21 protein-coding genes are annotated in these 25,096 nt (G+C 65.6%); 11 read left to right on the top strand and 10 right to left on the bottom strand.

Going from position 1 to position 25,096, the window contains the following annotated elements; translation table 11 throughout:
* The first annotated feature begins 210 nt into the window (after nucleotides 1-210).
* Entirely contained in the window at nucleotides 211-2,550 is a 2,340-nt protein-coding gene (locus CAG41_RS24540) for an acylase (RefSeq protein WP_085707566.1), read from the top strand.
* Between the two features lie 53 nt (nucleotides 2,551-2,603).
* Here the strand turns inward: CAG41_RS24540 and CAG41_RS24535 are convergent, their stop codons facing one another.
* Both CAG41_RS24535 and CAG41_RS24530 read right to left on the bottom strand, forming a co-directional pair.
* On the bottom strand, nucleotides 2,604-3,605 hold the full coding sequence (locus tag CAG41_RS24535; RefSeq protein ID WP_085707565.1) for a FecR family protein: 1,002 nt from the start codon (nucleotides 3,603-3,605) through the stop codon (nucleotides 2,604-2,606).
* A 255-nt stretch (nucleotides 3,606-3,860) separates the two neighbouring features.
* Nucleotides 3,861-8,423: a hypothetical protein gene (locus tag CAG41_RS24530; protein ID WP_371917487.1), complete on the bottom strand. Its 4,563-nt coding sequence runs from the start codon at nucleotides 8,421-8,423 to the stop codon at nucleotides 3,861-3,863.
* A 416-nt stretch (nucleotides 8,424-8,839) separates the two neighbouring features.
* Here CAG41_RS24530 and CAG41_RS24525 point away from each other — a divergent pair, with 416 nt between their 5' ends.
* Entirely contained in the window at nucleotides 8,840-9,871 is a 1,032-nt protein-coding gene (locus tag CAG41_RS24525; protein WP_085707563.1) for an Ldh family oxidoreductase, read from the top strand.
* A 39-nt stretch (nucleotides 9,872-9,910) separates the two neighbouring features.
* Here the strand turns inward: CAG41_RS24525 and CAG41_RS24520 are convergent, their stop codons facing one another.
* The gene (locus tag CAG41_RS24520) at nucleotides 9,911-10,228 is read right to left on the bottom strand and encodes a YqjD family protein (protein WP_085586050.1); all 318 of its coding nucleotides are present in this window, start codon (nucleotides 10,226-10,228) and stop codon (nucleotides 9,911-9,913) included.
* Between the two features lie 153 nt (nucleotides 10,229-10,381).
* On the opposite strand from CAG41_RS24520, the gene CAG41_RS24515 reads away from it, so the two are divergent.
* Entirely contained in the window at nucleotides 10,382-10,636 is a 255-nt protein-coding gene (locus CAG41_RS24515) for a hypothetical protein (RefSeq protein ID WP_085586048.1), read from the top strand.
* A gap of 7 nt (nucleotides 10,637-10,643) precedes the next feature.
* Here the strand turns inward: CAG41_RS24515 and CAG41_RS24510 are convergent, their stop codons facing one another.
* A complete protein-coding gene (locus CAG41_RS24510) occupies nucleotides 10,644-11,558 on the bottom strand; it encodes a LysR family transcriptional regulator (RefSeq protein ID WP_085586046.1) in 915 nt (304 codons plus the stop codon).
* Between the two features lie 84 nt (nucleotides 11,559-11,642).
* Here CAG41_RS24510 and CAG41_RS24505 point away from each other — a divergent pair, with 84 nt between their 5' ends.
* Nucleotides 11,643-12,566 carry a carbon-nitrogen hydrolase family protein gene (locus CAG41_RS24505; RefSeq protein ID WP_085586044.1) on the top strand — a complete coding sequence of 308 codons (924 nt, stop codon included), beginning with the start codon at nucleotides 11,643-11,645 and terminating at the stop codon, nucleotides 12,564-12,566.
* 270 nt (nucleotides 12,567-12,836) lie between these two features.
* On the opposite strand, the gene CAG41_RS24500 is transcribed toward CAG41_RS24505, so the two are convergent.
* The 3 genes from CAG41_RS24500 to CAG41_RS24490 all read right to left on the bottom strand — a co-directional run bounded on the left by CAG41_RS24500 (nucleotide 12,837) and on the right by CAG41_RS24490 (nucleotide 15,861).
* Nucleotides 12,837-13,310 carry an LEA type 2 family protein gene (locus tag CAG41_RS24500; RefSeq protein WP_085633203.1) on the bottom strand — a complete coding sequence of 158 codons (474 nt, stop codon included), beginning with the start codon at nucleotides 13,308-13,310 and terminating at the stop codon, nucleotides 12,837-12,839.
* Nucleotides 13,311-13,383: 73 nt separating this feature from the next.
* On the bottom strand, nucleotides 13,384-14,850 hold the full coding sequence (locus CAG41_RS24495; RefSeq protein ID WP_085586040.1) for a nucleobase:cation symporter-2 family protein: 1,467 nt from the start codon (nucleotides 14,848-14,850) through the stop codon (nucleotides 13,384-13,386).
* Nucleotides 14,851-14,967: 117 nt separating this feature from the next.
* Complete coding sequence (locus CAG41_RS24490) at nucleotides 14,968-15,861, bottom strand: LysR family transcriptional regulator (protein WP_085656964.1); 894 nt, start codon at nucleotides 15,859-15,861, stop codon at nucleotides 14,968-14,970.
* A 99-nt stretch (nucleotides 15,862-15,960) separates the two neighbouring features.
* Between CAG41_RS24490 and CAG41_RS24485 the strand changes: the two genes are divergently transcribed.
* The 7 genes from CAG41_RS24485 (at nucleotide 15,961) to CAG41_RS24455 (ending at nucleotide 21,977) form a co-directional block, all read left to right on the top strand.
* Nucleotides 15,961-17,052, top strand: a complete 1,092-nt coding sequence (locus tag CAG41_RS24485) for an extracellular solute-binding protein (protein ID WP_085586202.1) — start codon at nucleotides 15,961-15,963, stop codon at nucleotides 17,050-17,052.
* A gap of 15 nt (nucleotides 17,053-17,067) precedes the next feature.
* On the top strand, nucleotides 17,068-18,027 hold the full coding sequence (gene speB, locus CAG41_RS24480) for an agmatinase (protein ID WP_085633207.1): 960 nt from the start codon (nucleotides 17,068-17,070) through the stop codon (nucleotides 18,025-18,027).
* A gap of 289 nt (nucleotides 18,028-18,316) precedes the next feature.
* Nucleotides 18,317-19,033, top strand: coding sequence for a YafY family protein (locus tag CAG41_RS24475; protein WP_085633209.1), 717 nt, complete (start codon nucleotides 18,317-18,319; stop codon nucleotides 19,031-19,033).
* Nucleotides 19,034-19,085: 52 nt separating this feature from the next.
* Nucleotides 19,086-19,421 carry a nuclear transport factor 2 family protein gene (locus CAG41_RS24470; protein ID WP_085586032.1) on the top strand — a complete coding sequence of 112 codons (336 nt, stop codon included), beginning with the start codon at nucleotides 19,086-19,088 and terminating at the stop codon, nucleotides 19,419-19,421.
* Between the two features lie 22 nt (nucleotides 19,422-19,443).
* Nucleotides 19,444-20,562 (top strand): cell division protein ZapE, encoded by a 1,119-nt coding sequence (zapE, locus tag CAG41_RS24465; protein ID WP_085586030.1) that lies wholly within the window; start codon nucleotides 19,444-19,446, stop codon nucleotides 20,560-20,562.
* A gap of 17 nt (nucleotides 20,563-20,579) precedes the next feature.
* Nucleotides 20,580-21,161: a DinB family protein gene (locus CAG41_RS24460; RefSeq protein ID WP_085707562.1), complete on the top strand. Its 582-nt coding sequence runs from the start codon at nucleotides 20,580-20,582 to the stop codon at nucleotides 21,159-21,161.
* A gap of 318 nt (nucleotides 21,162-21,479) precedes the next feature.
* Nucleotides 21,480-21,977, top strand: coding sequence for a GNAT family N-acetyltransferase (locus CAG41_RS24455; RefSeq protein WP_085586026.1), 498 nt, complete (start codon nucleotides 21,480-21,482; stop codon nucleotides 21,975-21,977).
* 73 nt (nucleotides 21,978-22,050) lie between these two features.
* Here the strand turns inward: CAG41_RS24455 and CAG41_RS24450 are convergent, their stop codons facing one another.
* The 3 genes from CAG41_RS24450 to CAG41_RS24440 all read right to left on the bottom strand — a co-directional run.
* Nucleotides 22,051-22,260 (bottom strand): hypothetical protein, encoded by a 210-nt coding sequence (locus CAG41_RS24450; protein WP_085586024.1) that lies wholly within the window; start codon nucleotides 22,258-22,260, stop codon nucleotides 22,051-22,053.
* Nucleotides 22,261-22,403: 143 nt separating this feature from the next.
* Entirely contained in the window at nucleotides 22,404-24,647 is a 2,244-nt protein-coding gene (locus CAG41_RS24445; RefSeq protein WP_085707561.1) for a TonB-dependent siderophore receptor, read from the bottom strand.
* 241 nt (nucleotides 24,648-24,888) lie between these two features.
* On the bottom strand, nucleotides 24,889-25,096 hold a 208-nt coding region (locus tag CAG41_RS24440), incomplete at its 5' end, for a DUF6124 family protein (protein WP_256575715.1).

Genomic DNA, 25,096 nt, shown 5'->3' with positions numbered 1-25,096 from the left:
AAATGTAGAAAATTTGTCGCCGATTCGTTGTTTCTCCGTCATCACGGGGCGGAACGGGCGTCGGGCCGATTAAATTTTTTTTACCGGGCTCGTTCTCTGATAAGGCTCATTGCGCGTGGACGCGTGGGTGTTTCCGGAGCGGATCCGGTCTGTCCCGGTGCCCGGGCAAGACGATCGGACCTGCTCTTCGGCATTTGATCAGGAGCGAGCGTGATTATTTCCAGGCAGTTAACCGGACTGGCCCTTGCCGGTATGTTTCTCGGGCTGAGTCTGCCCGCCCATGCGTTGAGCCCCTCGGCCCAGACCGGCGCCGACATCCGCCGCACCGGTTTCGGCGTGCCGCACATCAGCGCGCAGAACGAGCGCGGCCTCGGCTTCGGCATCGGTTATGCCTACGCGCAAGACAACCTGTGCCTGCTGGCCAACGAGATCGTCACCGTCAACGGTGAGCGTTCGCGTTATTTCGGGCCGGAACAACTGACGGTCGAGGAACGGGAGAACCGCGTCAGCGACCTGTTCTTCACCTGGCTCAATACCCCGCAGGCCGTGCAGGCGTTCTGGCAGGCGCAGCCGGCCGAAGTGCGCGACCTGGTGGAAGGGTATGCCGCCGGCTACAACCGATACCTGGCCGAACGGCGCCCGCAGGGGCTGCCGCAGCAATGCCAGGGCGATTGGGTGCGTGACATTTCGGCCCAGGATCTGGTGAAGCTGACGCGCCGTCTGCTGGTCGAGGGCGGGGTCGGGCAGTTCGCCGAGGCCCTGGCCGGCGCCACACCGCCTCAGGCGAGCGCCCGGATCGCCAACGATGCGCGGGCCTACCGGGTGGCCGACCTGCACATGCAACGCTTCGCGCTGGATCGCGGCAGCAACGCGGTGGCCGTGGGCAGCGAGCGCTCGTTCAACGGTCGCGGCATGCTGCTGGCCAACCCGCATTTCCCCTGGGTCGGCGGCATGCGCTTCTATCAGATGCACCTGACCATCCCCGGCAAGCTGGACGTGATGGGCGCGGCCCTGCCGGGCCTGCCGGTGATCAATATCGGCTTCAACCGTCACCTGGCCTGGACCCACACCGTCGACGCGTCCAAGCACTTCACCCTGTACCGTCTGCAGCTCGATCCGAAGGATCCGACCCGCTACTTGCTCGACGGCCAATCGGTGCCGATGGGCAAGCAGACCCTGACCGTGCAGGTCAAACAGGCCGACGGGCAGGTCGTGCCGGTGACGCGTGACGTCTACAGCTCGCAGTTCGGGCCGGTGGTGCAGTGGCCGGGCAAGCTCGACTGGGACAACCAGTACGCCTACAGCCTGCGCGACGCCAACCTCGGCAACGACCGGGTGCTGACCCAGTGGTATTCGATGAACCGCGCCGCGAACCTGAAAGCCTTCCAGGACTCGGTGCACAAGATCCAGGGCATCCCGTGGGTCAACACCCTGGCGTCGGATGACAAGGGCCAGACCCTCTACATGAACCTGTCGGTGGTGCCCAACGTCAGTGCCGACAAACTGGCCCGATGCAGCGATCCGCGTGCGGGCCTGCAAATGATCGTGCTCGACGGCTCGCGCCGCGACTGCGCCTGGGACATCGACCCCAAAGCGGCGCAGCAAGGCATCTACGCCTCCGGCCAATTGCCGCAGCTGCTGCGCAAGGACTTCGTCCAGCATTCCAACGATTCGGCCTGGCTGGCCAACCCGGCCCAGCCGCTGACCGGGTTCTCGCCGCTGATCAGCCAGGAAGGCCAGCCGTTGGGCCTGCGTTCGCGCTTCGCGCTGGACCGCCTGGCCTCGTTGGGCAAGAAAGGCAAGCTGTCGGTGCAGGACCTGCAGGCCATGGTGATGGACGACCAGGTGTACCTGGCGACCCAGGTCATGCCGGATCTGCTGAAGTTCTGTGAGGCGAGCGCCGACGGGCAAGCGCTGAAAACGGTGTGCGCGGACCTTAAGGCCTGGAATGGCCGGGCCGACCTGGATGCGGGCCTTGGGCTGGTGCACTTCCAGAACATCATGCAGGCCTTGCAGGAAGCGCCGGACGTCTGGCGTGTCGCGTTCGATCCCCAGCAGCCGCAGACGACCCCGCGCGGTCTGGCGGTCGAGCGGCCGGCGGTGGCCAAGGCAGTGGGTGAAGCGATGCAGGCGTCCGCCGAATCGGTCGCCAAGATAGGCCTGCCGGCGCAAGCCCGTTGGGGTGACGTGCAAGTGGCCAGCAGCGGCGCGCATCACACGCCGATCCATGGCGGCCCGGGCACGCTGGGCATCTACAACGCGATCCAGAGCGTGCCGCGCGAAGATGGCCGGTTGGAGGTGGTGAGCGGCACCAGCTACCTGCAGGTGGTCACGTTCGACGACAACGGGCCCCATGCCCAAGGGCTGCTGGCGTTCTCGCTGTCGAGCGACCCTGCGTCGCAGCATTCGAAGGACCAGACCGAAGCGTTCTCGAAAAAGCGCTGGAGCGTGCTGCCGTTCACCGAACAGCAGATCAAGGCCGATCCGCAGTATCGGTTGCAGACGGTGCGAGATACCAACGAGAAGGCCGGGAAGGTGGCGGCGCAGTAAGCGCCGCTAAACGGATGCAGCATGAAGGCCGTACCCTTTGCGGGGTACGGCCTTCAGCTTTTCGGGGGTTGCTGCGGCATCGAGTTGATGACCGGATTGCCGTCCTGGTTGCGGGTCAGGTAGACCGGCAGCACCTTGGGCAGCGAGGTCACAAGGCTGTCGAGCTCTTTGACGTTGTAGATCCCGCCGACCCGGATCGTGCCGGTGGCGTTGTCGGCGAGCATCAGCGGCTTGGCCAGGTAGCGGTTGATCTGCGGCAGGGCTTCGGTCAGCGACAGGTTGTCCAGCACCAGCTTGCCGCTGCGCCAGGCCAGCGAACTGTCGTTGGCGTAGGTCTGGCTGATCTGCGGCATGAAGTCGCCATGATGGTAGCGGGCCTGCATCGACGGCCCCAGGCGCAGGCCGTCGCCCGGCAGCTGTGCATTGCTGGTGACCAGCACCGAACCTTCGATCAGGTTCACCTTCACCTGATCCTCGTACATCCAGACGTTGAAGCGGGTGCCGGTGACGCGGATCCGCCCCTCGCCGGCACGGACGGTGAACGGGTGGTTCGGGTCATGGCTGACCTCGAAGAACGCTTCACCCTTTTTCAGGGTGACATGGCGTCCGTCCTTGTAGTTGGCGTAGGTCAGTTCGGTGTTCAGGTTCAGTTCGACCTGGCTGCCGTCCTTCAAGGTGACCTGGCGGACATTGCCGGAGGCTTCGACATGCTGGTAGCTGTTGGGCAGCCAGCCCAGGTTCCAGCCGGCCCAGGCCGCCAGCGGCACGGCCAGCGCGCTGAAGCAGGCGGCGGTGGCGTACTGGCGCCAGGTCCTGACGGGTTTGCCGAGGGGCGCGACCACGGAGGGTTCCGGGCGCGGCAAGTGCTCGGCGATGTCCCAGATCTCCAGCATCGCCTCGTACTCGAACGCGTGCACGGGATCGGCATCGCGCCACTGCTCGAATGCGCGACGCTCATCGGCCGTGCAGTCGACCGCGTGCAGGCGCATGCACCAGTGCGCGGCGGCATCGGTGATCGCGTCGTATTCGGCTTCCGAAAGGGTGTTCTGGGTCATCGAGTCGTCCTGATTTGCTGCATTCTAACCTTGACGGGAAGGGGACGAGAACAGCCGTCATGGCTAATTCCCATCAATGAGGCCCGTTTTTCCCGTACGACATCCTGAAAACAGGCTGTATTGAGAACAGTATTCATACGCAGCGTGAAAAAATGATCAAAAGACGGGTCCAGTCGCCGGCGCTCGGCGCGTCTGGCGCGCTCATCACAGAAAACGCGCAGGTTCGGGGGGGCTGCGCGTTTGCACGTACGTTCGTCAGACCGGGCCGGCCGGACGCTGGGGGACGGGATCCAGTTGGCGGCCCATCTCGCAGATGAGGAAGGCGATCGAGTCGGCATTGCGCAAGATCGTGTCGATGCGCGGCACGGGGTTGGTCGGGTGAAGGAACGCGGTGCGTGCCTCATCCAGCGTGCGGCTCGATGTGGCGGCGAGCACGGCCTTGGCCACATGCTTGGTGGCCGTTTCCTGATCCATGTCGATCCAGGCGCTGTCTTCATCCTCCCAGCGGGTGAACAACTGCTCCCTGGGGGTGGCGCGGGACAGGGCTTTACGCTGAAACGCCACCTGATCCTTGTGCATTTTCTTCCCTGCGTGGGTAATGGTGGCGATCAGGTCCGAGAACGGTCGTCGCGCTTCGAGCGACGCGATATCCACGGCGCCGCTGACCTGATGGGCCAGCTCATGGAGCAGCGTTGCGGCTTGCGCGTGGCAGTCGACGTCGAACGGCTGAGTCAGGCCCGACTTGTAACAGTCCAGTTCCTGGTTGAAGAAGTGCTCGGTGAAGTGAATTCGATTGCGGTGATCGACATCGACCACGAATGCAATCACGTTTTCCTCCGCGTGTCGGCTGGATCCGATGACGAAACGTTCAGTGTCGAGCAGGTCGTCGGTCGGCTCCACCAGCGCCCGGCAGACCGGCTTAACGGCATTGGCGATCTTTTCCATCAGATCGGTGCCAATGGTGTTGAGGTCGAAGAATTCCTTGAGAAACCGATCGAGCCGGGGGGCGGACGCCAGTGTTTTGAACTGGGCCAGGTTGTGCAGGCTGTTGAAGGCGTAGTGGCGGGCCAGATACACCGCCTGCATCAACGCGCGGGCCTTTTCCGGATGGCAGGCGCGAATCTGCTCCATGCCCTGGGCTTCGACGTTCATCTTGAGCCCGACTTCGCGCTTGCTCGCGTACCGGTCAAGCAGTCTCGACATGGCCTTGCCGTAATGGACGGTATGCTGGTTCGGATCGATCGCCCACTGTCCGGATTTCGTCCTTTCCAGTGCCGGGCCCTCCTGGGTGTCATCGATGAGACGCCATCCCATTCCTGCCCGGGCGGCGCGGTACACCTTGCCGGCCACCGCCGCGTAGCGCTTCACGCTCGTCGGATCCGCAAAGGTGCCGCTGACCCTGTCGTGCTTGAGGTTCTGCAAGGACACCATGGGCGCCTCGAATGCCTTCAGGCAGGTACGGGCCGGCGCCGTCGACCTGATCTTGTCCCACTGCGGATCGGGCAGGGCCGGCGCAGGTTCCGCAGCGGCGGCCTCTTGGAGGCCGAACAGCGATTTCAGGCGCAAGCGTCTCAAAACGACCAGTTGCGCGGCCGCGTTGATGATGTCGCCCAGCGCTTGTTTCCAATGGTGGTGCTCCAGCGCCTCGACGGAGTGTCGCAGATCCTTGAGGCTTTGCCACAGGAACGGTATGGCGCCGATCTTGCCGGGCAGCAGCATGGCGAGGAGGTTGACGGTTTTCCCGAACATTCGTTTGACGGTTTCCCAGTCCGGCAGTGCGCCGGTCAGCGACCGCCCGGCGATCAAGCGCTCCAGCAGCAGGATGTTGTCGGTGAACAGCCGATCCAGCAGGTTACCGCCGATGGGGCTGAAAGCCAGGGACATCTCGCTGGTCTGTCCGGCACTGTCCTTGAACAGTGAAGCGAACACTGATCGCTGGGCCTCGGGCAGGCGTCGTACCAGCATATCCTGCAGTGTGCCGGGCACGTTGAACGCGGCGATGACAGCCGCTTCGTCGGCGAACTCGCGAAACACCTGTTCGGCATGGTAAGGCGCATACAGCACCTGCGGCCCGGCGATTGCGCGGGGCGGACCGATCAGGTAAAGGCCCAGCGCCTGTACCGGCTCGGCGCCGGCGGTCTTGACCAGCTCCAGCGGGCGCACCAGGGCATGTGCGCCCTGGACGAGGCTCCGGGCGACCGCATCCGGCATGTCCAGCACTTGATGCACGAGGTCGAAGGCGACGGCAGAAAGGTATTGCTGCAATTTCAGCGCATGGGCGTGCTGAAGCAATTGCCAGGACACTTGCCGGGCGAAGTGTTGCTTGCGCACGCCTGACGCATCGGTCGACAACGCTTCGCTCACCTGCCTGGCAAACGTGGCGGGGATCTCGAGCGAGAGCAACAGTTGCCGGATGGCTTGGCGGTTCAGGCCGGCCGGCACAGATTCGAGTGAGCGCAGGGCAACCGTGAAGTCGCCTTGCGTTTCGTCGACATGTCGCAGGGCATATTCCGTCAGGCTGCACGCCGGCCCGGCCAATGCCAGCACCGGGGCGATTTCGATCTCGTCCGGATTGAGCCCAGCGCCGGGGAAGCGGCGCGCCAGCAACCGGTTGAGGGTTTCGCGCACCTGGTCGGTCAAGGACGGCAGTCCGTGCAGATAGTCTTCGTTGTCCAGGATCCTCAGTTGTTCGAGCAGTTCGATCTGCAGTCGCTGATCCTCGACGGCAGCCATGCCCAACCAGGCCGGCAAGGTCTGTTGCAGGGCGATGGCACGGGCCAGCGCAGCCGCCCGTTGCAGGTTCGTGTGGGGCTGGGAGCCGGCCAGCGTCTGCAGGGCGCGCTGCAGTGAGGCGGCTTTCGGTTTGAGCTCGCGCCAATAGGTGCATTCTTCCATGAACCGGTCGAGGGACGATTCGGCCCGGTCTTGCCGCACGTCGCCGTCGATCAACCGTAGCGGGCCGAGTATGAAGTCACGGTGGAAGCGGTCGGCGGACGGCGCGAGGTTTTCCAGCAGGGTCAGACGTGCGCTGCTGTCCTGCAGACGTTGACTCAGCGTCGCCTTGGCCTGGTCGAGTGTGTCGAACACTTCCAGGCCCAGGGCCGGCGTCCACAGCAGGGCATGGCCCGAGTGTTGTGCGTCGAGTCCGCCGCGTTCGGTCAGCAGGATGCAGTTGGCCAGCGGCACGGTGTGCATCGCATCGGCGTATTGCAGGGTCAGGCGGTAGGCGTCCGGCCTGAAACCGCCAACCGCGCGACGGGTGCGCCGGTTCGGGTGCTCAGCGTTGAACACCGCTTTGACGATCTCCTCATCCTGGTGCGTCAAGTTGCCCGTGAGGGTCGCGAGATAGGCCTCCCCGCTGAGGCCGACGAACAGGGCGTGGGCGAGCCGCGGCACCATGTCGAGCAGATAGCTCTGCTGATCTTGCGCGGGATAAAGTGGCTGACGGGAAAACTCCCGGGCGATGGGTATCTGCACGCTGGCGAACTTCTTGGCCTCGGCCTTCGCCCGATCCGCCAACACTTGCGACGGTTGCAGGCTGCCCGTCAAGACCGGCCGGGTGCTCCAGCGGCCTCGGGGATCGAGGCCCATGAGTCTCTCGTCGACCATTGAGCGGATATCCAGGGCCTTGTCGTAAAGGGCCTCCAGATTCACTGTGCCGTCGCTGTGGCGGTACACCTGCAGGATGTATTCGAGGTTCTGCCGTTGCTTGGTGATGATGGCCTCGAACAGCACCTTGAAAATGTCCCCGGCGATGACGTCTCCGGAAACCGTCGGGTACTTGAAGCCCAGGAAGCGCTGGCGCTCCTCCAGGCTCAATAACCCGTAGAGCTCATCCTCGTGCCCGGCGGCCTTGAACTTGGCCAGCAGCGTATCCTTCAGATCCGCATGGTCCTTCAGCACCTGCAGGCCCTGGGAAGGCGTATACAGGAACGCCTCGGTCCGGCTGGTCATCAACGATCCGGCCAGTTCCACCGGTCTGGCCGGGTTCTCCCACAACCGTACGGTCTCCAGCGCGACGCTGCGGGAGGGGCCGATGGCCGTGTCGGGCCGGATCCAGCGCAGCAGATCCGTGAATTGCACGTCGTCGATGATGCGGGCCTCCCGCTTGAGCACAAGGTCGTTGAAGGCCTGCTGCGCCAAGGCGCGGGCGAAGTATTCACGGCGCGAGTGACCGTCTGCCGAAGGCTCGTCCCAATATCGCTCCATGCGATCGAACAGCAGCGGCAGCAGCATGCCGGCGATTTGCGTCAGCGATTGCTCCCAGGCTTTCGCCGACGTGGCGTCAGAGGCTTGAGACGGGTGGGTGAAGCGCACCTGGGCGTCAGGCTCCAGCGGATGACAATAGACCAGGAGCGCGGCTTCGCTCAGGGGCATCGGCGCCGGCCAGCGGGCGCCCGGGAAGCTTACGCGGGTCAGGCGCTGGTCGATGCCCGGAAACACTGTCCGCAACCGCTCGGCGAACATGTCCTGTATCGCATCCGCCAGCGTGGGGAGCCGCAGCAGTTCATCCAGCATGGCCTTGGCGTTGTCTGCCGGGCCTTGCTCGATCACCGTGCGCTGGTCATCGAAGATGTCGCCGTTGATCAGGGCGTAGGAGACTTGCACTGGCTGCCCGGAGACCAGGCGCTTGCGTTGCGCGAGTGACATCAGCGCGAGCAGCGGATCGTCCTCCTTGGCCGTTTGGATGTAGTCGTTCAGGTGGAGGGTGAGGGCATTCAGATCGAAGAACTTGCGCACGCCGCCCAAGGGTGTGTAAAGCACGGCGGCAGCGTCGTCAGGCGTGCCGTCCAAGGCAAAGCTTCCGGCCAGCGGCACCGCCGGGGCGTCTTTGGCCTTGAGCATGATGCGGTAAGCGAACATCGGCGAGCTTTCCCGGCTGCGGCGCTCATGGCTGGCCAACTCCACATGGCACAGCCATTTCAGGTCATTTTCGGACAGCCCGAGCGGCGTGCCGAGCTCTTTCCAAAGGGAAGGGGTTTCCAGGATCTGGGAAAACAGCAGCGGTGCGGGGGAAGCGGTCATCGTTGACACTCGATCGGGGCGCGGGCGCCGTGAATGGAGCGTCAAGGTTAGGTGCCGTGTCGCGTTGCAGGTGGTACACCGTTATATACGCCGCCGAGACAGCGGTCGTTCCACGCAAGGGTTGACAGCCTGTCGTCGGGGCATGGTTAATCGGCGGGCGAGTTGTCCGAACGCTGTCGTTCCCTCCAATAATTACTCTGGAGCTTCAGATGTCTGCGCCACACGATCCTGCTGTCTCGTCCACCCTGTCCCTCGATGAACTGACTCATTTGCTCGAAACCATCTTCGTGCGTCACGGCACCTCGGCCGAAGTGGCCCGGACCCTGGCCGCCAACTGCGCCGGCGCCGAACGGGACGGCGCCCACAGCCATGGCGTGTTCCGCATGCCCGGTTACGTCTCGACGCTCAGCAGCGGCTGGGTCGACGGCCGGGCCGTGCCCCAGGTCGAGGACGTGGCGTCCGGCTTCGTGCGGGTCGATGCCGGCAACGGCTTCGCCCAGCCGGCGCTGGCCGCCGCCCGGCCGTTGCTGGTGGAAAAGGCCCGCTCGGCCGGCATCGCGGTGCTGGCCATCCGCAACTCCCATCATTTCGCGGCGCTGTGGCCGGATGTCGAGCCGTTCGCCGAAGAAGGTCTGGTGGCCTTGAGCGTGGTCAACAGTATGACCTGCGTGGTGCCCCATGGCGCCGACCGGCCGCTGTTCGGCACCAACCCGATCGCGTTCGCCGCGCCCCGGGCCGACGGCGCGCCCATCGTGTTCGACCTGGCCACCAGCGCCATCGCCCATGGCGACGTGCAGATCGCCGCGCGCCAGGGCGAGAAGCTGCCGGCGGGCATGGGCGTGGACAGCCTCGGGCAGCCGACCCAGGATCCGAAGGCGATCCTGGGCGGCGGCGCGCTGCTGCCGTTCGGCGGGCACAAGGGCTCGGCGCTGTCGATGATGGTCGAGTTGCTGGCGGCGGCGCTGACCGGCGGAAACTTTTCCTTCGAGTTCGACTGGTCGAACCATCCGGGCGCGAAAACCCCGTGGACCGGTCAACTGCTGATCGTCATCGACCCCAGCAAGGCGGCGGGGCAGAGCTTCGCTGAGCGCAGCCAGGAACTGGTGCGGCAGATGCACGGGGTGGGGCTCAAGCGTTTGCCGGGCGATCGCCGGCACCTTCAGCGGGCGCGGTCGCTGAGCGAGGGGATTGTGCTGGACGGCGCGACAATGGCGCAGTTGCGCGAATTGGCAGGCCTTTGAACGGACGGTGGCCAGGGAGCACGCTCCCTGGCCACTTATTCAGCGACGGCCGAGCAGCAGGCCCACCACCAGGCCGAACCCGGCGGAGATCGCCACGGTCTGCCACGGATGCCCGCCGATGTAGTTCTGGGTGGCTTCGACCGCCGGTTGCGTGCGGGCACGCACGTTCGTGACCGAGTCCCGCGCCTGCTGCAACTTCTGGGCGATCTGCCCGCGCAGGGTCTCCGCTTCTTCGCCGACCAGCGCGGCGCTGCTCTTGAGCAGTTTTTCCGATTCTTCGATCAGGGCCTGAAGGTCGCTGAAGGCTTGATCCTTGATCTGGTCTTCGGCGGTGTGCGCGGCGGTTCTACGGGCCATTGGGTGACTCCTTGCAGGTGAATGGACAGTGATCAATGGAGTGTGGCGCAAACTGAAAAGTTGCAGCGATTTCATCTGCGGCAGAAAAACCGCCGCCGGAGAATTCCGTCCAGCGTGTAAGATGTCGCCATTTCATGCAGCAGGTAATTTCCGATGAGTTTCAATCTGGCCGACAAATCCCTCGCAGAGCGCGCCGCGCTGGAAGACGAGAAATCCCGACTGTTCGAACTCTGGAAGACCAACCTGGGCAAGGCCAAGGGCGAAGCCGCGCGTCTGTTCGGCGAGCGGGCCAAGCGCAAAGGCAAATGGGCCGAGTGGGTGCGGTCGGAGCTGGACGGCATGTCGCCGCCGGAGTACTCCAACATGGTGCGCAGCGAAGTCAACCGGCTGATGGCGGCGAACAAGTAACCCGCCGTCACGCGTTGGCGAAACAGGCGATGATCGCCTCGCGCACCTTCAGCACCACCGGATCGGTCTGGGGGCTGGTGCGCCAGCCCAGCTCCACCGGGTAACGCGGCAGCGCCAGGGGGCAGGGCAGCAGCGCCAGGCCGCTCAGCGACGCGATGGCCTCGGCGGCATGAGCCGGGATCGTCGCCACGGCGCCGCTGCCCTTGAGCAGGTGCGGCAACGCGGCGAAATGAGTGGTCGAGGCGCCTACCCGGCGGCTCAGCCCCAGCGCCGCCAACCCTTCGTCGGTGATGCCGATGAAGCCGCCCGAGGACACCAGCAGGTGCTCGCGGGCGACAAACTCCTCCAGACCGATCTGCCCCTGGCCGGGCGCCAGGCTCGCCGGATCCGCCAGACAGGCATACCCCCCTTCACCCAGCACCTGACGGCTGAGCAGCCGCTCGGCAAACCCGCCGGCGGTGATCGCCAGGTCGAGGCTGCGCTCCATCAGGGCGCGGGCGACGATCTGGCTGTGGGTCTGGCGGAAGATCACCCGCAGTTTCGGCGCAGCGTCGGCGATCGCGTCGATCAGCCGCCGGCCGTAGGCGATCTCGAAATCGTCCGACAGCCCGATGATCACCGAGCGGCCGTCGTATTGATCGGCGGCCGGGTCGACCATCGCCAGGCTTTGCCGGCATTTGTTCAACGCATCGCTGACCACCGGCTTCAGCTGATTGGCCTTGAGCGTCGGCGCCAGGCCCCGGCCGGTGCGAACGAACAATTGATCCCCGTACACCTCGCGCAAACGCCGCAGCGCCGCGCTGACCGCCGACTGGGTCACGCCCAGGCGCAGGGCGGCGCGGCTGGCGCTGGACTCTTCGTGGAGGGCTTCGAAGGTTTTCAGCAGGTTGAGGTCGAGGGTCGCGATATTCATGTGGCTCATATCATTCAGCAGCGGGCAGGGCTTTATTCATGATCCCGTGCGGCCGGAGAATCGGCAACACCTGATCCTCACGGAGTGAACGCAATGCCCAAATCCATCGTTGCCGCGCTGCAAATCGGCGCCTTGCCCGGCGGCAAAGGCGAAACCCTGGAACAGATCCTGAGCTGGGAGGCGGCCATCGTGGAGTCCGGCGCCGCGCTGGTGGTGATGCCCGAAGCGCTGCTCGGTGGCTACCCGAAAGGCGAAGGTTTCGGCACGCAACTGGGCTATCGGCTGCCGGAAGGGCGCGAGGCCTATGCCCGCTACTTCGACAATGCCATCGATGTGCCTGGCGCTGAGACCGAGGCGCTGGCGGGCCTGTCGGCGCGCACCGGGGCGAACCTGGTGATCGGCGTGATCGAGCGTGCCGGCAGCACCCTGTACTGCACCGCGCTGCATTTCGACCCTCAGGCGGGCCTTGCGGCCAAGCACCGCAAACTGATGCCCACCGGCACCGAACGCCTGATCTGGGGCAAGGGCGACGGCTCGACGCTGCCGGTGCTCGACAGCCAGGTCGGCAAACTGGGCGCGGTGATCTGCTGGGAAAACATGATGCCGCTGCTGCGCACGGCCATGTACGCCAAAGGCATTGAAGTGTGGTGTGCGCCGACGGTGGACGAGCGCGACATGTGGCAAGTGAGCATGCGCCACATCGCCCATGAGGGGCGCTGCTTTGTGGTCAGCGCGTGCCAGGTGCAGGCTTCGCCGAACGAGTTGGGCGTCGAGGTCGCCAACTGGCCGGCGGACCGTCCGCTGATCGCCGGCGGCAGCGTGATCGTCGGGCCGATGGGCGATGTGCTGGCCGGCCCGCTGAAAGGCGGGGCAGGGCTGCTGACCGCCGAGATCGATACCGACGAGCTGGTGCGCGCCCGTTACGACTACGACGTGGTGGGTCACTATGCGCGGCCGGACGTGTTCGAGTTGAGCGTGGATGAGCGGGCCAAGCCCGGAGTGCGCTTTATCGCCTGATCCGCAAGCCCTGCGGTGCCTGCACTGACGCCATCGCCAGCAGGCTGGCTCCCACACTGTTATGCGGTGACCACAGATTCTGCGCTCACCTTGAATCCCTGTGGGAGCCAGCCTGCTGGCGATGGCGTCAGCCGGATCGGCGCAGAATCCGACTAGCTGGCTCCCACAATGATTGGCGGTGACCACAGATTTTGCGTTCACCCTGAACCCCTGTGGGAGCCAGCTTGCTGGCGATGGCGTCAGCCGGATCGGCGCAGAACCCGGCCAGCGTCACCAGGTGGCAGCGCTGGCCCTGGGCAGGCTGAGCTTGCCGCGGTCGGTGAAGCGCATCGTGCCGAACGCGCCGCCCGCCAGTTTGCCCCGCAGCACGTAAGGCAGGTTGTCGAGGTTCTGGGTCTGGCTCAGGCCCAGGGTCTGGCGCAGCACCGAGAACGCCGAAACGCTCACCGGCACGCTGACCACCGCCTCGGAGAAGCGCGGGATCGAGCCGGACTGGTCGCTCACCCCCGAGGCCAGCGGACGGCCGTTGACCTCAAGATCCAGCGCGATGCCGTTGTAGTCGATGGCGGTCTCGTTGGGGTTCTGCACCCGCAGCTTGAGGGCGAAGCGCATTTCCAGATCCTGGCTGGGCAGCGGTTCGAGGCCGACCACGTTGATGTTCACCGGGTCGCGGGAAGGGAACAGCGCACAGGCGCTGAGGGACAGCACAAGCAGGGACAGCAGCAGGGCGGGGAGACGGCGCATGGGGCGTTCTCTCGATGAAGAAAAAGGGCCGGACCGCCAACGGTCCGGCCCTTTGATTGTGCGGCGGGCCGCCTCAGCGGTTCAACGGTGCGACCGCAGGCGGCTGTGCAGGTTCAGCCTTGGCCGGCATTTCCGGGTTTTCCATGACCTGCAGGATAGACGCCTCCGGGTCGAAGTCGTCCTCTTCCAGTTCGATGAATTCTTCCGGCAGGAAAATGTTCAGCACGATGGCGCACAGGGCGCCGACGGTGATCGGCGACTCGAAGATGTTGCGCAGGGCCTGCGGCAGTTCGCGCAGCACTTCCGGCACGGCGGCGATGCCCAGGCCCATGCCCACCGAGATGGCCACGATCAGCATGTTGCGCCGGTGCAGCCCGGCCTCGGCGAGGATCTTGATCCCGGCCACGGCCACGGTGCCGAACATCACCAGCTCGGCGCCGCCCAACACGGGCTTGGGCATCAGTTGCAGCACTGCGCCGATCATCGGGAACAGGCCCAGCAGCACCAGCAGACCGGCGATGAAGAACGCCACGTAGCGGCTGGCCACGCCGGTGAGCTGGATCACCCCGTTGTTCTGGGCGAAGGTCACCATCGGCATGCTGTTGAACACCGCCGCCATGGCCGAGTTGAGGCCGTCGGCAAGCAGCCCCGACTTGATCCTGCGGATGTACAGCGGACCCTTGACCGGCTGGCGCGAGATCATCGAGTTGGCCGTCAGGTCGCCGGCGGCCTCCAGCGGCGACACCAGGAAAATCACCGCCACCGGCACGAACGCCACCCAGTCGAAGTTGAAGCCGTACTTGAACGGCACGGGAATGCTGACCGCCGGCACCTGCGGCAGGTTGGCGAAATCCACCTGGCCCGTCAGCCACGCCACCACGTAGCCGAGGGTCAGGCCGATGACGATGGCGCCCAGGCGCAGGAACGGCACATCGACCCGGTTCAGCACCACGATGGTGCCCAGCACCAGCGCGGCCAGGAACACATGGCTGGCCGCCCCCAGGTCCGGTGCGCCGAAGCCGCCGGCGATGTCGGTCATCGCCACCTTGATCAGCGACAGGCCCATCAGGGTGATGATGGTGCCGGTGACCACCGGGGTGATCAGCATGCGCAGCTTGCCGATGAACTGGCTCAGCACCACTTCGATGAACGCCGCGAAGAAGCAAACGCCGAAGATCGTCGACAGGATCTCGTCGGTGCCGCCGCCCCGGGCCTTGACCATGAAACCTGCGCTGAGGATCACGCTGATGAAGGAAAAACTGGTGCCTTGCAGGCACAGCAGCCCCGAGCCCACCGGGCCGAAGCGCCGGGCCTGGACGAAGGTGCCGAGGCCGGAGACGAACAGCGCCATGCTGATCAGGTAAGGGATTTCGCTGTGCAGGCCCAGGGCGCTGCCCATGATCAGGGTCGGGGTGATGATGCCGACGAAGCTGGCCAGCACGTGCTGCAGGGCGGCGAACACCGTGGCGGTGAAGTCCGGACGGTCGTTGAGGCCGTAGATCAGGTCGTTGTTGCGCGGGGCTTTTTCGGAGACGGTCATGGTGGTGTGCGCGCCGCAAGGCGCAGCCGGGTCAGAAAATGGGTGCGCAGGATGCCGGAAGCGAGCGGTGAGGGCAACGCAATAAAATTGCCTGAAAGGTCAGGTTTTACGCGGCCCTCAGGCAAACGCCGCCAACAGATCCTCCTCGAACGCCTTCTGCGCGTCCCCCGGCACCTGGGCCCGGTGCCGGGCCAGGTGAAACGCCACCTCAAAGCTTAATCCGCCTTCGCGCACCGGTCGCAGCAGGCCTTTGTCCACCCATTGGCGGGCGTAATGGCTCGGCAGGTAGCCGACGTGCTTGCCCGACAGGATAAACGCCAGCGTGCCTTCGACCTGTTCCGAGCGCGCCGAGCAGACCTGGCCCTGGAACGGCTCGTCGCTGCGCAGGAACCGGTACGGATGGTCGACCCGGTCGCAGGCCTGCAGCGCCGCGTCGTCCGGTGCGTCGTCGGTGAACAGCGGATGGCCGGGGGCGCAGTACAGGTGTTGGGTCTCATGGAACAGTTCGCGGTAGTCGAACGCAGTCTGCACCTGGGAAAAGTAACCGATGGCCAGGTCCAGCCGCTGCTGCAGCAGCAGGCGCTCCATTTCCCCCGGCATGGCGCTGATCAGCTCGATGCGCACCGCCTCGTCCCGCGCGCGAAAGCGCCGGATCGCATCAGCCACCCGTTGCAGCACCGAGTGGTCCACCGCTTCGGACAGCCCCAGGCGCACCTCGCCGATCAGGCGCCCGGCCACGCCGTTGGACTCATGACGGAACGCTTCGATGGACTGGAACAGCGCACGGGTCGCGGCCAGCAACCGTTCGCCCTTGGGCGTCAGGCTGAAGCCGGCCTTGCCGCGGTTGCACACCCGGTAGCCCAGGCGCGTCTCAAGCTTGGCCATCTGCTGGCTGATGCTGGACTGGCTCAAGCCCAGTTCCCCTTGGGCGGCACTGAAACCGTTGCATTCGACCACGCCGACGAACAGGCGCAGCAGTTGCAGATCCACGTCGTGGAGTTGACCGAGCATCACATTGTCTCCGGCTAATGTCAGGTTAACGAACTTGAGATTTTTGTAATGTATCCGCCGGCGCATCCTGCCACCACTCCCCTCGGTCAGGTGTTCGTCATGGCTTCTGTGTTCAAACTGGGCTTGCCCGCGCTGTTGATCTCTGCTGTGTTCACGGCCCACGCCGAGGACAAGACCCTCAACCTCTACAGCTGGGCCGATTACGTGGCGCCGCAGACCTTGCAGCGCTTCGAGCAGGAAACCGGCATTCATGTGCGCTACGACACCTTCGACACCACTGAAGTGCTGGAGACCAAGCTTCTGACCGGCGGCAGCGGCTACGACGTGGTCGTGCCGTCCTCCACCGTGCTGGCCCGCGGGCTGGCGGCGGGCGCCCTGAAGGAAATCCCCCGTGAAGGGCTCAAGGGCTACGCCAACCTCGATCCGGATCTGCTGGAGAAACTGGCGGCGGTGGATCCCGGCAACCGCTACGGCGTGCCCTACACCTGGGGCACCCTGGGTCTGGGGATGAACGTGGAGGCGGTCAAGAAACGCCTGCCGGATGCGCCGCTCAACAGCCTGGATCTGCTGTTCAAACCGGAATACGCCGGCAAGCTCAAGGACTGCGGCATCGCGATCCTGGATTCGCCGCAGGAGGTCATCGGCCTGGCCCTGCATTACCTGGGCAAGGATCCCTACAGCAGCGACAAGGCAGACCTGGCCGCCGCCGAAGCCCTGTTGCAGCGGTTGCAGCCGTCGGTGCTGTACGTCGCCACCGGCCGGCAGATCAACGACCTGGCCAACGGCAGCGTGTGCCTGGCGCTGACCTACAACGGAGACGCAGGCATGGCCGCCGACCAGGCGCGCAAGGCCGGCAAGCCGTTCGAGATCGCCTACCGCATCCCCCGTGAGGGCACGCTGGTGTGGCAAGACAACCTCGCCATCCCCAAGGACGCGCCGCACCCGGAGGCCGCCCGGGCCTTCATCGAATTCATGCTGCGGCCCGAGTCCGTGGCGGCGCTGACCAACACCCTGTTCTTCGCCACCGCCAACCAGGCCGCCACGCCGCTGGTGGACGAGGCGGTGCGCAACGACCCGGACATCTACCCGCAGCCCGGTGTGCGTGAGCGGCTGTATGCCGACCGCAGCATGAGCCTCAAGGACATGCGCCAGCGCACCCGCCTGTGGACCGCTTTTCGCAGCCATCAATAAAAAAGGAGATTCACCGTGGACGTGCCGATGCAAAACGATCAAGCCATCACCCGCGACAGCCTTTTCGGCACCGCCGCCGAAAGCACCTACGCCGGCATCACCAGTTTCATGCGCCGGCGCTACAGCCGTGACCTGCGCGGAGTGGACGTGGCCGTCAGCGGCGTGCCGTTCGACACCGCCACCAGCAACCGCCCGGGCGCCCGGTTCGGGCCTCGGGGGATCCGCGCGGCGTCCGCCGGCATCGCCTGGGAACGCCACTGGCCGTGGACGTTCGACCCGTTCGATCATCTGGCGGTGATCGACTACGGCGATTGCGACTTCGATTACGGCGCGCCGCATTCCATCCCGGAAAGCATCGAGGCCCATGCCGAGCGAATCCTTCAGAGCGGCAGCGCCATGCTCACCTTCGGCGGCGACCACTTCATCAGCTACCCGCTGCTCAAGGCCCATGCGCGCAAGCACGGCACGCTGTCGCTGATCCACTTCGACGCCCACAGCGACACCTGGCCGGACGAAGGCGGCAAGCGGGTCGACCACGGCACCATGTTCTGGCATGCGGCGCGGGAAGGGCTGGTGGATCCGGCGCGTTCGGTGCAGATCGGCCTGCGCACCACCAACGACGACCCTCAGGGCTTTCAGGTGCTGGATGCGCGGCAGGTGCACCGGCGCGGCTGCGAGGCCATCGTCGAGGCCATCCGTGCGCGGGTCGGCGAAAACCCGGTGTACCTGACCTTCGACATCGACTGCCTCGACCCGGCCTTCGCCCCGGGCACCGGCACCCCGGTGTGCGGCGGCCTGAGCACGGTGCAGGCGCTGGAGATCCTCGGCGGCCTGCGCGGGATCAACCTGGTGGGGATGGACGTGGTGGAAGTGGCGCCGGCCTATGACCACGCCGAAGTCACGTCCCTGGCGGCGGCGACCCTGGCCATGGAGATGCTGTGCCTCTACGCGGCCCGTCATAAGGTCGATGCCTGAGGCAGGTTTGTCCCTGAGGTGCCTGGGCTGAAGCCATCGCCAGCAGGCTGGCTCCCACATTATTGGCTACACCGCATAACCCATGCGGGAGCCACCTGCTGACCTGTGGGAGCCAGCCTGCTGGCGATGGCGTCGGTCCGGCCGACACATTCATCGCCTGATGCACCGCCATCGCGGGCAAGCCCGCTCCCACAGGTTTTTGGGTGGGGCATGACTGCAGAGACCTGCTGACAGAATCTGACAGTGCCCGGTGCTAAGCTTCGGCCATTTTCCGGACGGAGCCTGCACCGTGTCGCGTACCACCCGTTTACTGACCCTGCTGCAAGTGCTGCGCGGCAAGAAGCGCCCGGTGACGGCGGCGACGCTGGCGGCGGAGCTGGAGATCTCCGAGCGTACGCTGTACCGCGACATCGCCGAGCTCACCGCTCTGGGCGCGCCGATCCACGGCGAGGCCGGCGTCGGCTACGTGCTGCGCAGCGGCCTGTTCCTGCCGCCGCTGATGCTCAATGCCGATGAGACCGAAGCCATCGTCCTCGGCCTGCGCTACGTCGATCAGCGCGGCGACGAGGTGCTGGGCAAGGCCGCCGCCGATGCCCTGGCCAAGATCGCGGCGGTGCTCGACCCCAAGGCCCGGGACGCCTTGCTCAACCCCACCGTGATGCCGGGGCCGGCGGGGTACGGCTTCCCGCAGAACGTCGTGCCGCTGAGCGTGCTGCGCCAAGCCATCCGCGAGCAGAGCAAACTGCGGATCGACTACGCCGACGCGCAGCAGACGCCCAGCCAGCGCTCGATCTGGCCGCTGGCGCTGGGCTTTCTCAATGAAGTGCGGATCCTGGTGGCCTGGTGCGAACTGCGCGGCGCCTACCGCACCTTCCGCACCGACCGGATCGCCGCCGCCACGGCCGCTGACGGGCGCTATCCGGGCCGGCGCAGCGACCTGCTGCGCACCTGGCAGCAGCAGATGCAACAGGACGAAACCCGGCGCTTCACTCCTGACAAGAATTGACGCAGGGCTGTTCTAGGATGGCGGCAGAACCACTCAACAAGGAGTTGCAACCATGTCCCATCCGACTCTGGCCCCGGCCATCGCCGGGTACATCAACGCAGCGAACGCCCGTGACACCACGCAGATCGCGAGCTTCTTCGCCGAGAACGCCAACGTGTTCGACGAGGGCCACCATCAGGTCGGTCCTACGGCCATCGCCCACTGGATCGAGGACAGCGGCCGGCGCTACCAGCCCCGCGTCGAGGTGCTGGACGTGCAGCACCGCACCGGCAAGGTGCTGGTGCACGGGCTGGTGTCCGGCGACTTTCCAGGCAGCCCGCAGCCGCTGCGCTACATGTTCCGGCTCGACGAACAGGGCAAGATCGCCCGACTGGACATTTCCCTGTAGCGCTCATGGCATACTGCCGCGCATGACATTCGACTCTCCGCTCAGCGCCTGGCAGTACGCCATCGAACACGACGGTTTCATCCAGGATGAAGCCCAGGAACATGCCGTCTTCGCACTGCACAAGTGCCACGAGGCCTTGCACGCCGGTGTCCGTTCGGTCACCGGCGTTTACTTGTGGGGCCCGGTCGGGCGCGGCAAGACCTGGCTCATGGACCGTTTCCACCAGAGCCTGCGGGTGCCGGCCCGGCGTCAGCACTTCCACCACTTCATGGGCTGGGTGCACCAGCGCTCGTTCCAGTTGACCGGCATCGCCGACCCGCTGCGGGCGCTGGCCCGGGAATTGGCGGCCGAGGTGCGGGTGCTGTGCTTCGACGAACTGTTCGTCAACGACATCGGCGACGCCATCATTCTGGGGCGGCTGTTTCAGGTGATGTTCGATGAGGGCGTGGTGGTGGTCTGCACCTCCAACCTGCCGCCGGACCAACTGTATGCCGACGGCTTCAACCGCGACCGCTTCCTGCCCGCCATCGCCGCGATCCAGGCGCACATGCAAGTGGTCGCGGTGAACGGCGCCGAGGACCATCGCCTGCACCCCGGCGCGCACGCGCAACGCTACTGGGTCGCCGCGCCGGGGCAGAGCAGCGCCCTGGGCGACGTGTTCAAGGCACTGACGGCCGGGCAGGCTTGCCATGCCGGCCCGGTGGCCGTCGGTCACCGGAGCCTGCCGGTGGTGCAGGCCGGCGGGTCGGTGGTGTGGTGCCGTTACGCCGACCTTTGCGAGCAGCCGTTCGCCGCCATGGACTTCATCGCGCTGTGCGACAGCTACCGGGCTATCCTGTTGAGCGAGGTGCCCAACCTCAGCGCGAAGAAGCGCGAAGGCCGGATCGCCCGCGGCACCGAGGATGGCGCCGAACGGGTGGCCGCCGGCGACCGCGAGTTGCCGCAGCTGTCGGTGCACGACGACGGCGTGCGCCGCTTCATCGCCCTGGTGGACGAGTGCTACGACCGCAAGGTGCCGCTGTACATCGAGGCGCAGGTGCCGATGGAGGCGCTGTACACCGAGGGCTATCTGGAATTCCCGTTCCGCCGCACCCTCAGCCGCCTTAAGGAGATGCAGCTGCAACGCTTTGCCGAGACCTGAAGCGAGGAGGGCGCGCGATGACGCAGCCACTGTCCCACCACTTGCTGACCATGGCTTACCAGAACGCCTGGGCCAACCATCGGCTGACCAAGGCCTGGAGCCGCCTCGACGCCGCGGAGCTGGCGGCGCCACGGGTGAGCTTCTTCCCGAGCATCCGCCTCACGCTCAATCACATCCTCACCTGCGACGGGTTCTACGTCGATGCGCTGGAGCGCGAATTGCGCGGCGATGAGCCGCATCCCGATTGCTATGCGTTCTTCGCCGTCGACGAACCGTTTACCGAAGGGCATTCCCTGCGCCTTGAGCAGGCCCAGGTGGACCGGCGCCTGATCGCCTATTGCGAGCAACTGCGCGACGCCGATCTGGGTCGGGTGGTGACCATCGCCCGGGACACGCCGCAGCACGACACCCGCCTGCGCCTGCTCTCGCACCTGTTCGAGCACCAGATCCACCATCGCGGACAGGTGCATGCCATGCTCAGCGGCACCTCTGTGGAACCGCCGCAGCTTGACGAGTTTTTCTGCGCCGGCGAGTCGGCCCTGCGGGCCGAGGACTTCGCCGAGCTGGGCTGGACCGAGGAACTGATCTGGGGGCGCTGACCGCGACTGACTGCGCAATGAAGGCGTTGAATCAGGCACCAGGGATGTCGGATGTGGCGGCCCTATCGCTGGCAAGCCAGCTCCCACAAGGATCGTAGACATTCGCAGGATCAGCGGCCAGCGCAAAACCTGTGGGAGCTGGCTTGCCAGCGATGGCGTCGGGCCAACCGACACATTCATTCCCTGACACGCCGCCTGCACAGTCCTCTGGGAGCAAGCCAATGTTTGTCTTGTCGCCCGTGCCGCCGCCACGTTATGGTCTGCGGGCCTTTCAACGCGCAAGACGCGCGCCGGGGCCCCGTGCGATCGAGGATGGAAATGGATTCCGCAGAAATTCTTGTGCTTCAAGCCAGCTATACCAATCCGGTGCATGCCGAGGCCATCGGTGTCGTGCTCAATCACTATGCCGAAGACCCGATGGGCGGCGGCCAGTCGCTCGCGCCCGACCTGCTGCGGCGTCTGCCTGAGGAGCTGGCCAAACGGCCCCACGCCTTCAGCGTGCTGGCGTTCGTCGGCGGCGAGCCGGCCGGATTGGTGAATTGCTTCGAGGGGTTTTCCACGTTCGCCTGCAAACCGTTGGTCAACGTGCATGACGTGGCGGTGATGACGAAATTTCGCGGCAGGGGCCTGAGCCACAAAATGCTGCGCAAGGTCGAGGATATCGCCCGTCAGCGCGGCTGCTGCAAGATCACCCTTGAGGTGCTCGAAGGCAACGACGTGGCGAAGGCGTCCTATGCCAAGCTCGGGTTCGTGACCGGCACGCGGGATCCGGCGCAGGGGCCGATGCTGTTCTGGTCCAAATACCTGCAGGCATGAAAAAGGGCGCCCGGGAGGCGCCCAACTGTCCACTGCGGATCCGTCGCAGGGTCATCGGTAGATCATCGGGCCATCAGGGGCGATAGGACTCGGTCACTTGCGCGGTCTGGTCGTCCGGAACCTTCAGCTCATCGGCTTTGCTGTCGGCCTGTTGCCCGGCGGCGTCGTGATGCACCGGGAAGTTCTGGTAATAGTGCCGCATGCGCTCGGCGCCGCCTTCGGCGAACGCGCTGGCGGAACCCAAGGCGAGCAGTGCGGCGAGGATTGCGGTGGTGATGTTCATGGTGCCTCCCACTGTGAATGTCGGAGCCTTTCGTCCATGAATCGAGGTCTCGGCGCGCAGTGTCCGCCGGAGGCATTAACTAAGGGTTAACGGCTGCCTGTGACGAGGGAACCCGCCACAGGGGATGCCCAACTACCTTGGGGTCAAAGCTTCCAGTCCAGGCTCAGCGTCACCGTGCGCGGGTCGCCCCAGAACACGCCGTTGTAGAAGCCGACGTTGTCGTAGTACTTCTTGTCGAACAGGTTGTCGACGTTCAGCGACGCCGACAGGTGCCGGTCGAACTCGTAGCGCGACATCAGCTTGACCACGGTGTAGGCGTCCTGGCTGATCCGCGTGCGGCGCGTGACGATCTCGCCGTCGGCGTCGCGCCCCACGGGGCGATTGGCCTTGCCGTAGATGTCGCTCTGCCAGTTCACCGCGCCGCCCACCGTCAGCGCGTTCCAGCTGCCCGGCAGGCGATAGGCTGTGGACAGGCGGAACAGGTTCAGCGGCTGGTTGGTGTTGGTGCGCCGTTTCTCGCCGTCGGCGGAGTGGGTGTAGGTGTAGCCGGCGGTCAGGTTCCAGCCGTCCAGCACCTCGCCGGACACCTCCGCCTCGAACCCGCTGACCTTGTTGCCCTTGCCGCCGCTCTTGTAGAACTCTTCGCCGGTCTTCGGATCCGGCGGCACCGAATCGTCCACCTCGGCGACGTTGTCCTGCTTGCTCCAGAACAGCGCCGTGGCCAGGTTCAGGCGCTCGTCCAGCAGGCTGCCCTTGAGCCCCAGCTCGTAGTTGCTGCCCACCACCGGCTCCAGGTATTTGCGGTTGGCGTCGCGGTTGGTCTGCGGCTTGAAGATGTCGGTGTAGCTGACGTACACGGTGTATTCGGGCGTGATGTCGTAGAGCAGGCCGGCGTAGGGCGTCCACTGGTCGTTGTGCTTCTGGCGGGTGGTGTCCACGGCCGTCACGTGCAGGTCGTCGCCGAAGGTGTTGCTGGTGCTGGACGACTCCCAACTGCCGTAGCGGCTGCCGAGCACCGCATGCAGACGATCGGTGAGGCTCAGGCGGGTGGCCAGGTAGCCGGCCTTCTGCCGGGTATCGTCCTTGGATTCGGTGAGCCCGGTGACGGTGTCGGGGAACTTGGCGATGTCCATGTACTTCCAGTCGCGGATGGTGCCGTAGTTGTCCGCCCGGGGGCCGGCGATCGCGTAGGGCGAATCGGAGCGCCGTTCGGCCTCGCCGTACCCCAGCATCAGTTCGTGTTCGCGGCCCAGCAGCGTGTAGGGGCCGGAGACGTTGAAGTCATAGGCGGTCATCTTCTGCGTGCCGAGCATGTGCGAGGTGTAGGCCGTCATGCCGCTGCGGTCCGCCTCGGGGAACCCGGCGCCGCCGTAGTAGACCTTGCCGTCGGTGTCGCTCTGACGGTGGGTGTAGGCGGCCTTGAGGTGCCAGCCGTCGGCCAGCGCCTGGTCGAGGGTGGCGAACGCGGTCTTGTCCCTGATCGGCCAGGAGCTCCAGGACGTCGCCATGTTGGTGGAGCGGCCCAGGCCGGCCTTGCCGCCGTCGGCGTTCCAGTACGGCACGGTGCCCCAGGAGGTGCCTTGCACGTGTTTGTCCTGGTAGTCGTAGCCGACCGCCAGCACGGTGGAATCGGTCAGGTCGGCTTCGAGGATGCCGTAGCCGACCTCCCGCTGCAGCGCGTATTTGTCGCGGAACGACTGGCTGTCGCGGTAGGCCAGCACGCTGCGTCCGCGCAGGCGCCCGTCGAACGCCAGCGGCCCGCCCACGTCCACGTAGCTGTAGTAATCGTCGTAGCTGCCGCCGCTGACCCCGGCCTGGGCCTGCCATTGCGCGGTGGGGCGCTTGCGCACCATGTTGATGGTCGCCGACGGGTCGCCCGCGCCGGTGGTCAGGCCGGTGGCGCCGCGCACCACCTCGATGCGGTCGTAGATGATCGTGTCCGAGTCCGACTTCATGAACGTGAACGTGTTGAGCATGCCATCGACCTGGAAATTGTTGATCGAATAGCCGCGCGAGGAATAACTGATCCGGTCGGAATCGTTGTGCTGCACCACGATGCCGGTGGTCTGGCTCATGGCCTCGGACAGGGTGCCGAGCTTGAAGTCGTCCATCTGCTGGCGGGTGACCACCGACATCGATTGCGGGGTGTCCTTGATCGACAGGTTGAGCCGCGTCGCCGTGCTCATGGCGCCTGTGGTGTAGGCGCCGGTATGTTCGGTGGTGCTGCCCAGGCCCTGGGCCGTGACGCTGGTGGCCGCCAGCTCCAGGGCCGGCGCGTCGGTTTCCGGGCGCTGTTCGGCCTCGGTCTCGGCCAGAAGCTCCGGGCTCAGGGCGGCACTGCACAGGCCCAGGGTGAGGGTCATGGAACGGGTAATGGGCGCGAACATCGCAGCCGACTCCTTGTCATCGAGGGAAAATTTCCGTTTGCTCAGAGACGAAGGGGAAGGGCGCGATTTAGGGTTAAACGAGAAATATTGTTATTTGTAGGGCCCGGACATGAGGCCGGTGTTCACCACCAGACCGTGTGGGAGCCAGCCTGCTGGCGATAGCGGCAGGTCAGCCGAATGTGATGTTGGCTGACCCACCGCTATCGCCAGCAGGCTGGCTCCCACAGGGGTTTGCGTTTGGTCAGAGGGCGGCGTCGGCCTTCAGCTCCAGGCTGTCCAGCACCCGGTTCACCGCCAGTTCGCCGAGCATGATCAGTTGCGCGATGCCTTGCGCCGTGTGCCGGTGCTGGCCGTCCAGCAGCCCCGCAAAGTTGTTGGCCATGACCTTGGCCGAGGTCAGGGTCTCGCAGGCGTCGGCCAGCAGTTCTTCGTTGTCGGCGGCGGGGGCG

This window comes from Pseudomonas sp. B35(2017), assembly GCF_002113645.1.
In the GTDB taxonomy this organism is placed as follows: Bacteria; Pseudomonadota; Gammaproteobacteria; order Pseudomonadales; family Pseudomonadaceae; genus Aquipseudomonas; species Aquipseudomonas ekonensis.
Note: the sequence above shows the minus strand (reverse complement) of the source record. Positions and strands in the feature narration are given on the sequence as shown.

Excerpts from the sequence above, each read along its gene's own strand:
- CAG41_RS24515 (WP_085586048.1), top strand. The coding sequence starts at position 10,382 with ATGAGTTTCAATCTGGCCGACAAATCCCTCGCAGAGCGCGCCGCGCTG.
- CAG41_RS24505 (WP_085586044.1), top strand. The coding sequence starts at position 11,643 with ATGCCCAAATCCATCGTTGCCGCGCTGCAAATCGGCGCCTTGCCCGGC.
- CAG41_RS24535 (WP_085707565.1), bottom strand. The coding sequence starts at position 3,605 with ATGACCCAGAACACCCTTTCGGAAGCCGAATACGACGCGATCACCGAT.
- CAG41_RS24500 (WP_085633203.1), bottom strand. The coding sequence starts at position 13,310 with ATGCGCCGTCTCCCCGCCCTGCTGCTGTCCCTGCTTGTGCTGTCCCTC.
- zapE (WP_085586030.1), top strand. The coding sequence starts at position 19,444 with ATGACATTCGACTCTCCGCTCAGCGCCTGGCAGTACGCCATCGAACAC.
- CAG41_RS24510 (WP_085586046.1), bottom strand. The coding sequence starts at position 11,558 with ATGAGCCACATGAATATCGCGACCCTCGACCTCAACCTGCTGAAAACC.
- CAG41_RS24520 (WP_085586050.1), bottom strand. The coding sequence starts at position 10,228 with ATGGCCCGTAGAACCGCCGCGCACACCGCCGAAGACCAGATCAAGGAT.
- CAG41_RS24490 (WP_085656964.1), bottom strand. The coding sequence starts at position 15,861 with ATGCTCGGTCAACTCCACGACGTGGATCTGCAACTGCTGCGCCTGTTC.
- CAG41_RS24485 (WP_085586202.1), top strand. The coding sequence starts at position 15,961 with ATGGCTTCTGTGTTCAAACTGGGCTTGCCCGCGCTGTTGATCTCTGCT.
- CAG41_RS24525 (WP_085707563.1), top strand. The coding sequence starts at position 8,840 with ATGTCTGCGCCACACGATCCTGCTGTCTCGTCCACCCTGTCCCTCGAT.
- CAG41_RS24445 (WP_085707561.1), bottom strand. The coding sequence starts at position 24,647 with ATGTTCGCGCCCATTACCCGTTCCATGACCCTCACCCTGGGCCTGTGC.
- CAG41_RS24470 (WP_085586032.1), top strand. The coding sequence starts at position 19,086 with ATGTCCCATCCGACTCTGGCCCCGGCCATCGCCGGGTACATCAACGCA.
- CAG41_RS24455 (WP_085586026.1), top strand. The coding sequence starts at position 21,480 with ATGGATTCCGCAGAAATTCTTGTGCTTCAAGCCAGCTATACCAATCCG.
- CAG41_RS24450 (WP_085586024.1), bottom strand. The coding sequence starts at position 22,260 with ATGAACATCACCACCGCAATCCTCGCCGCACTGCTCGCCTTGGGTTCC.
- CAG41_RS24460 (WP_085707562.1), top strand. The coding sequence starts at position 20,580 with ATGACGCAGCCACTGTCCCACCACTTGCTGACCATGGCTTACCAGAAC.
- CAG41_RS24495 (WP_085586040.1), bottom strand. The coding sequence starts at position 14,850 with ATGACCGTCTCCGAAAAAGCCCCGCGCAACAACGACCTGATCTACGGC.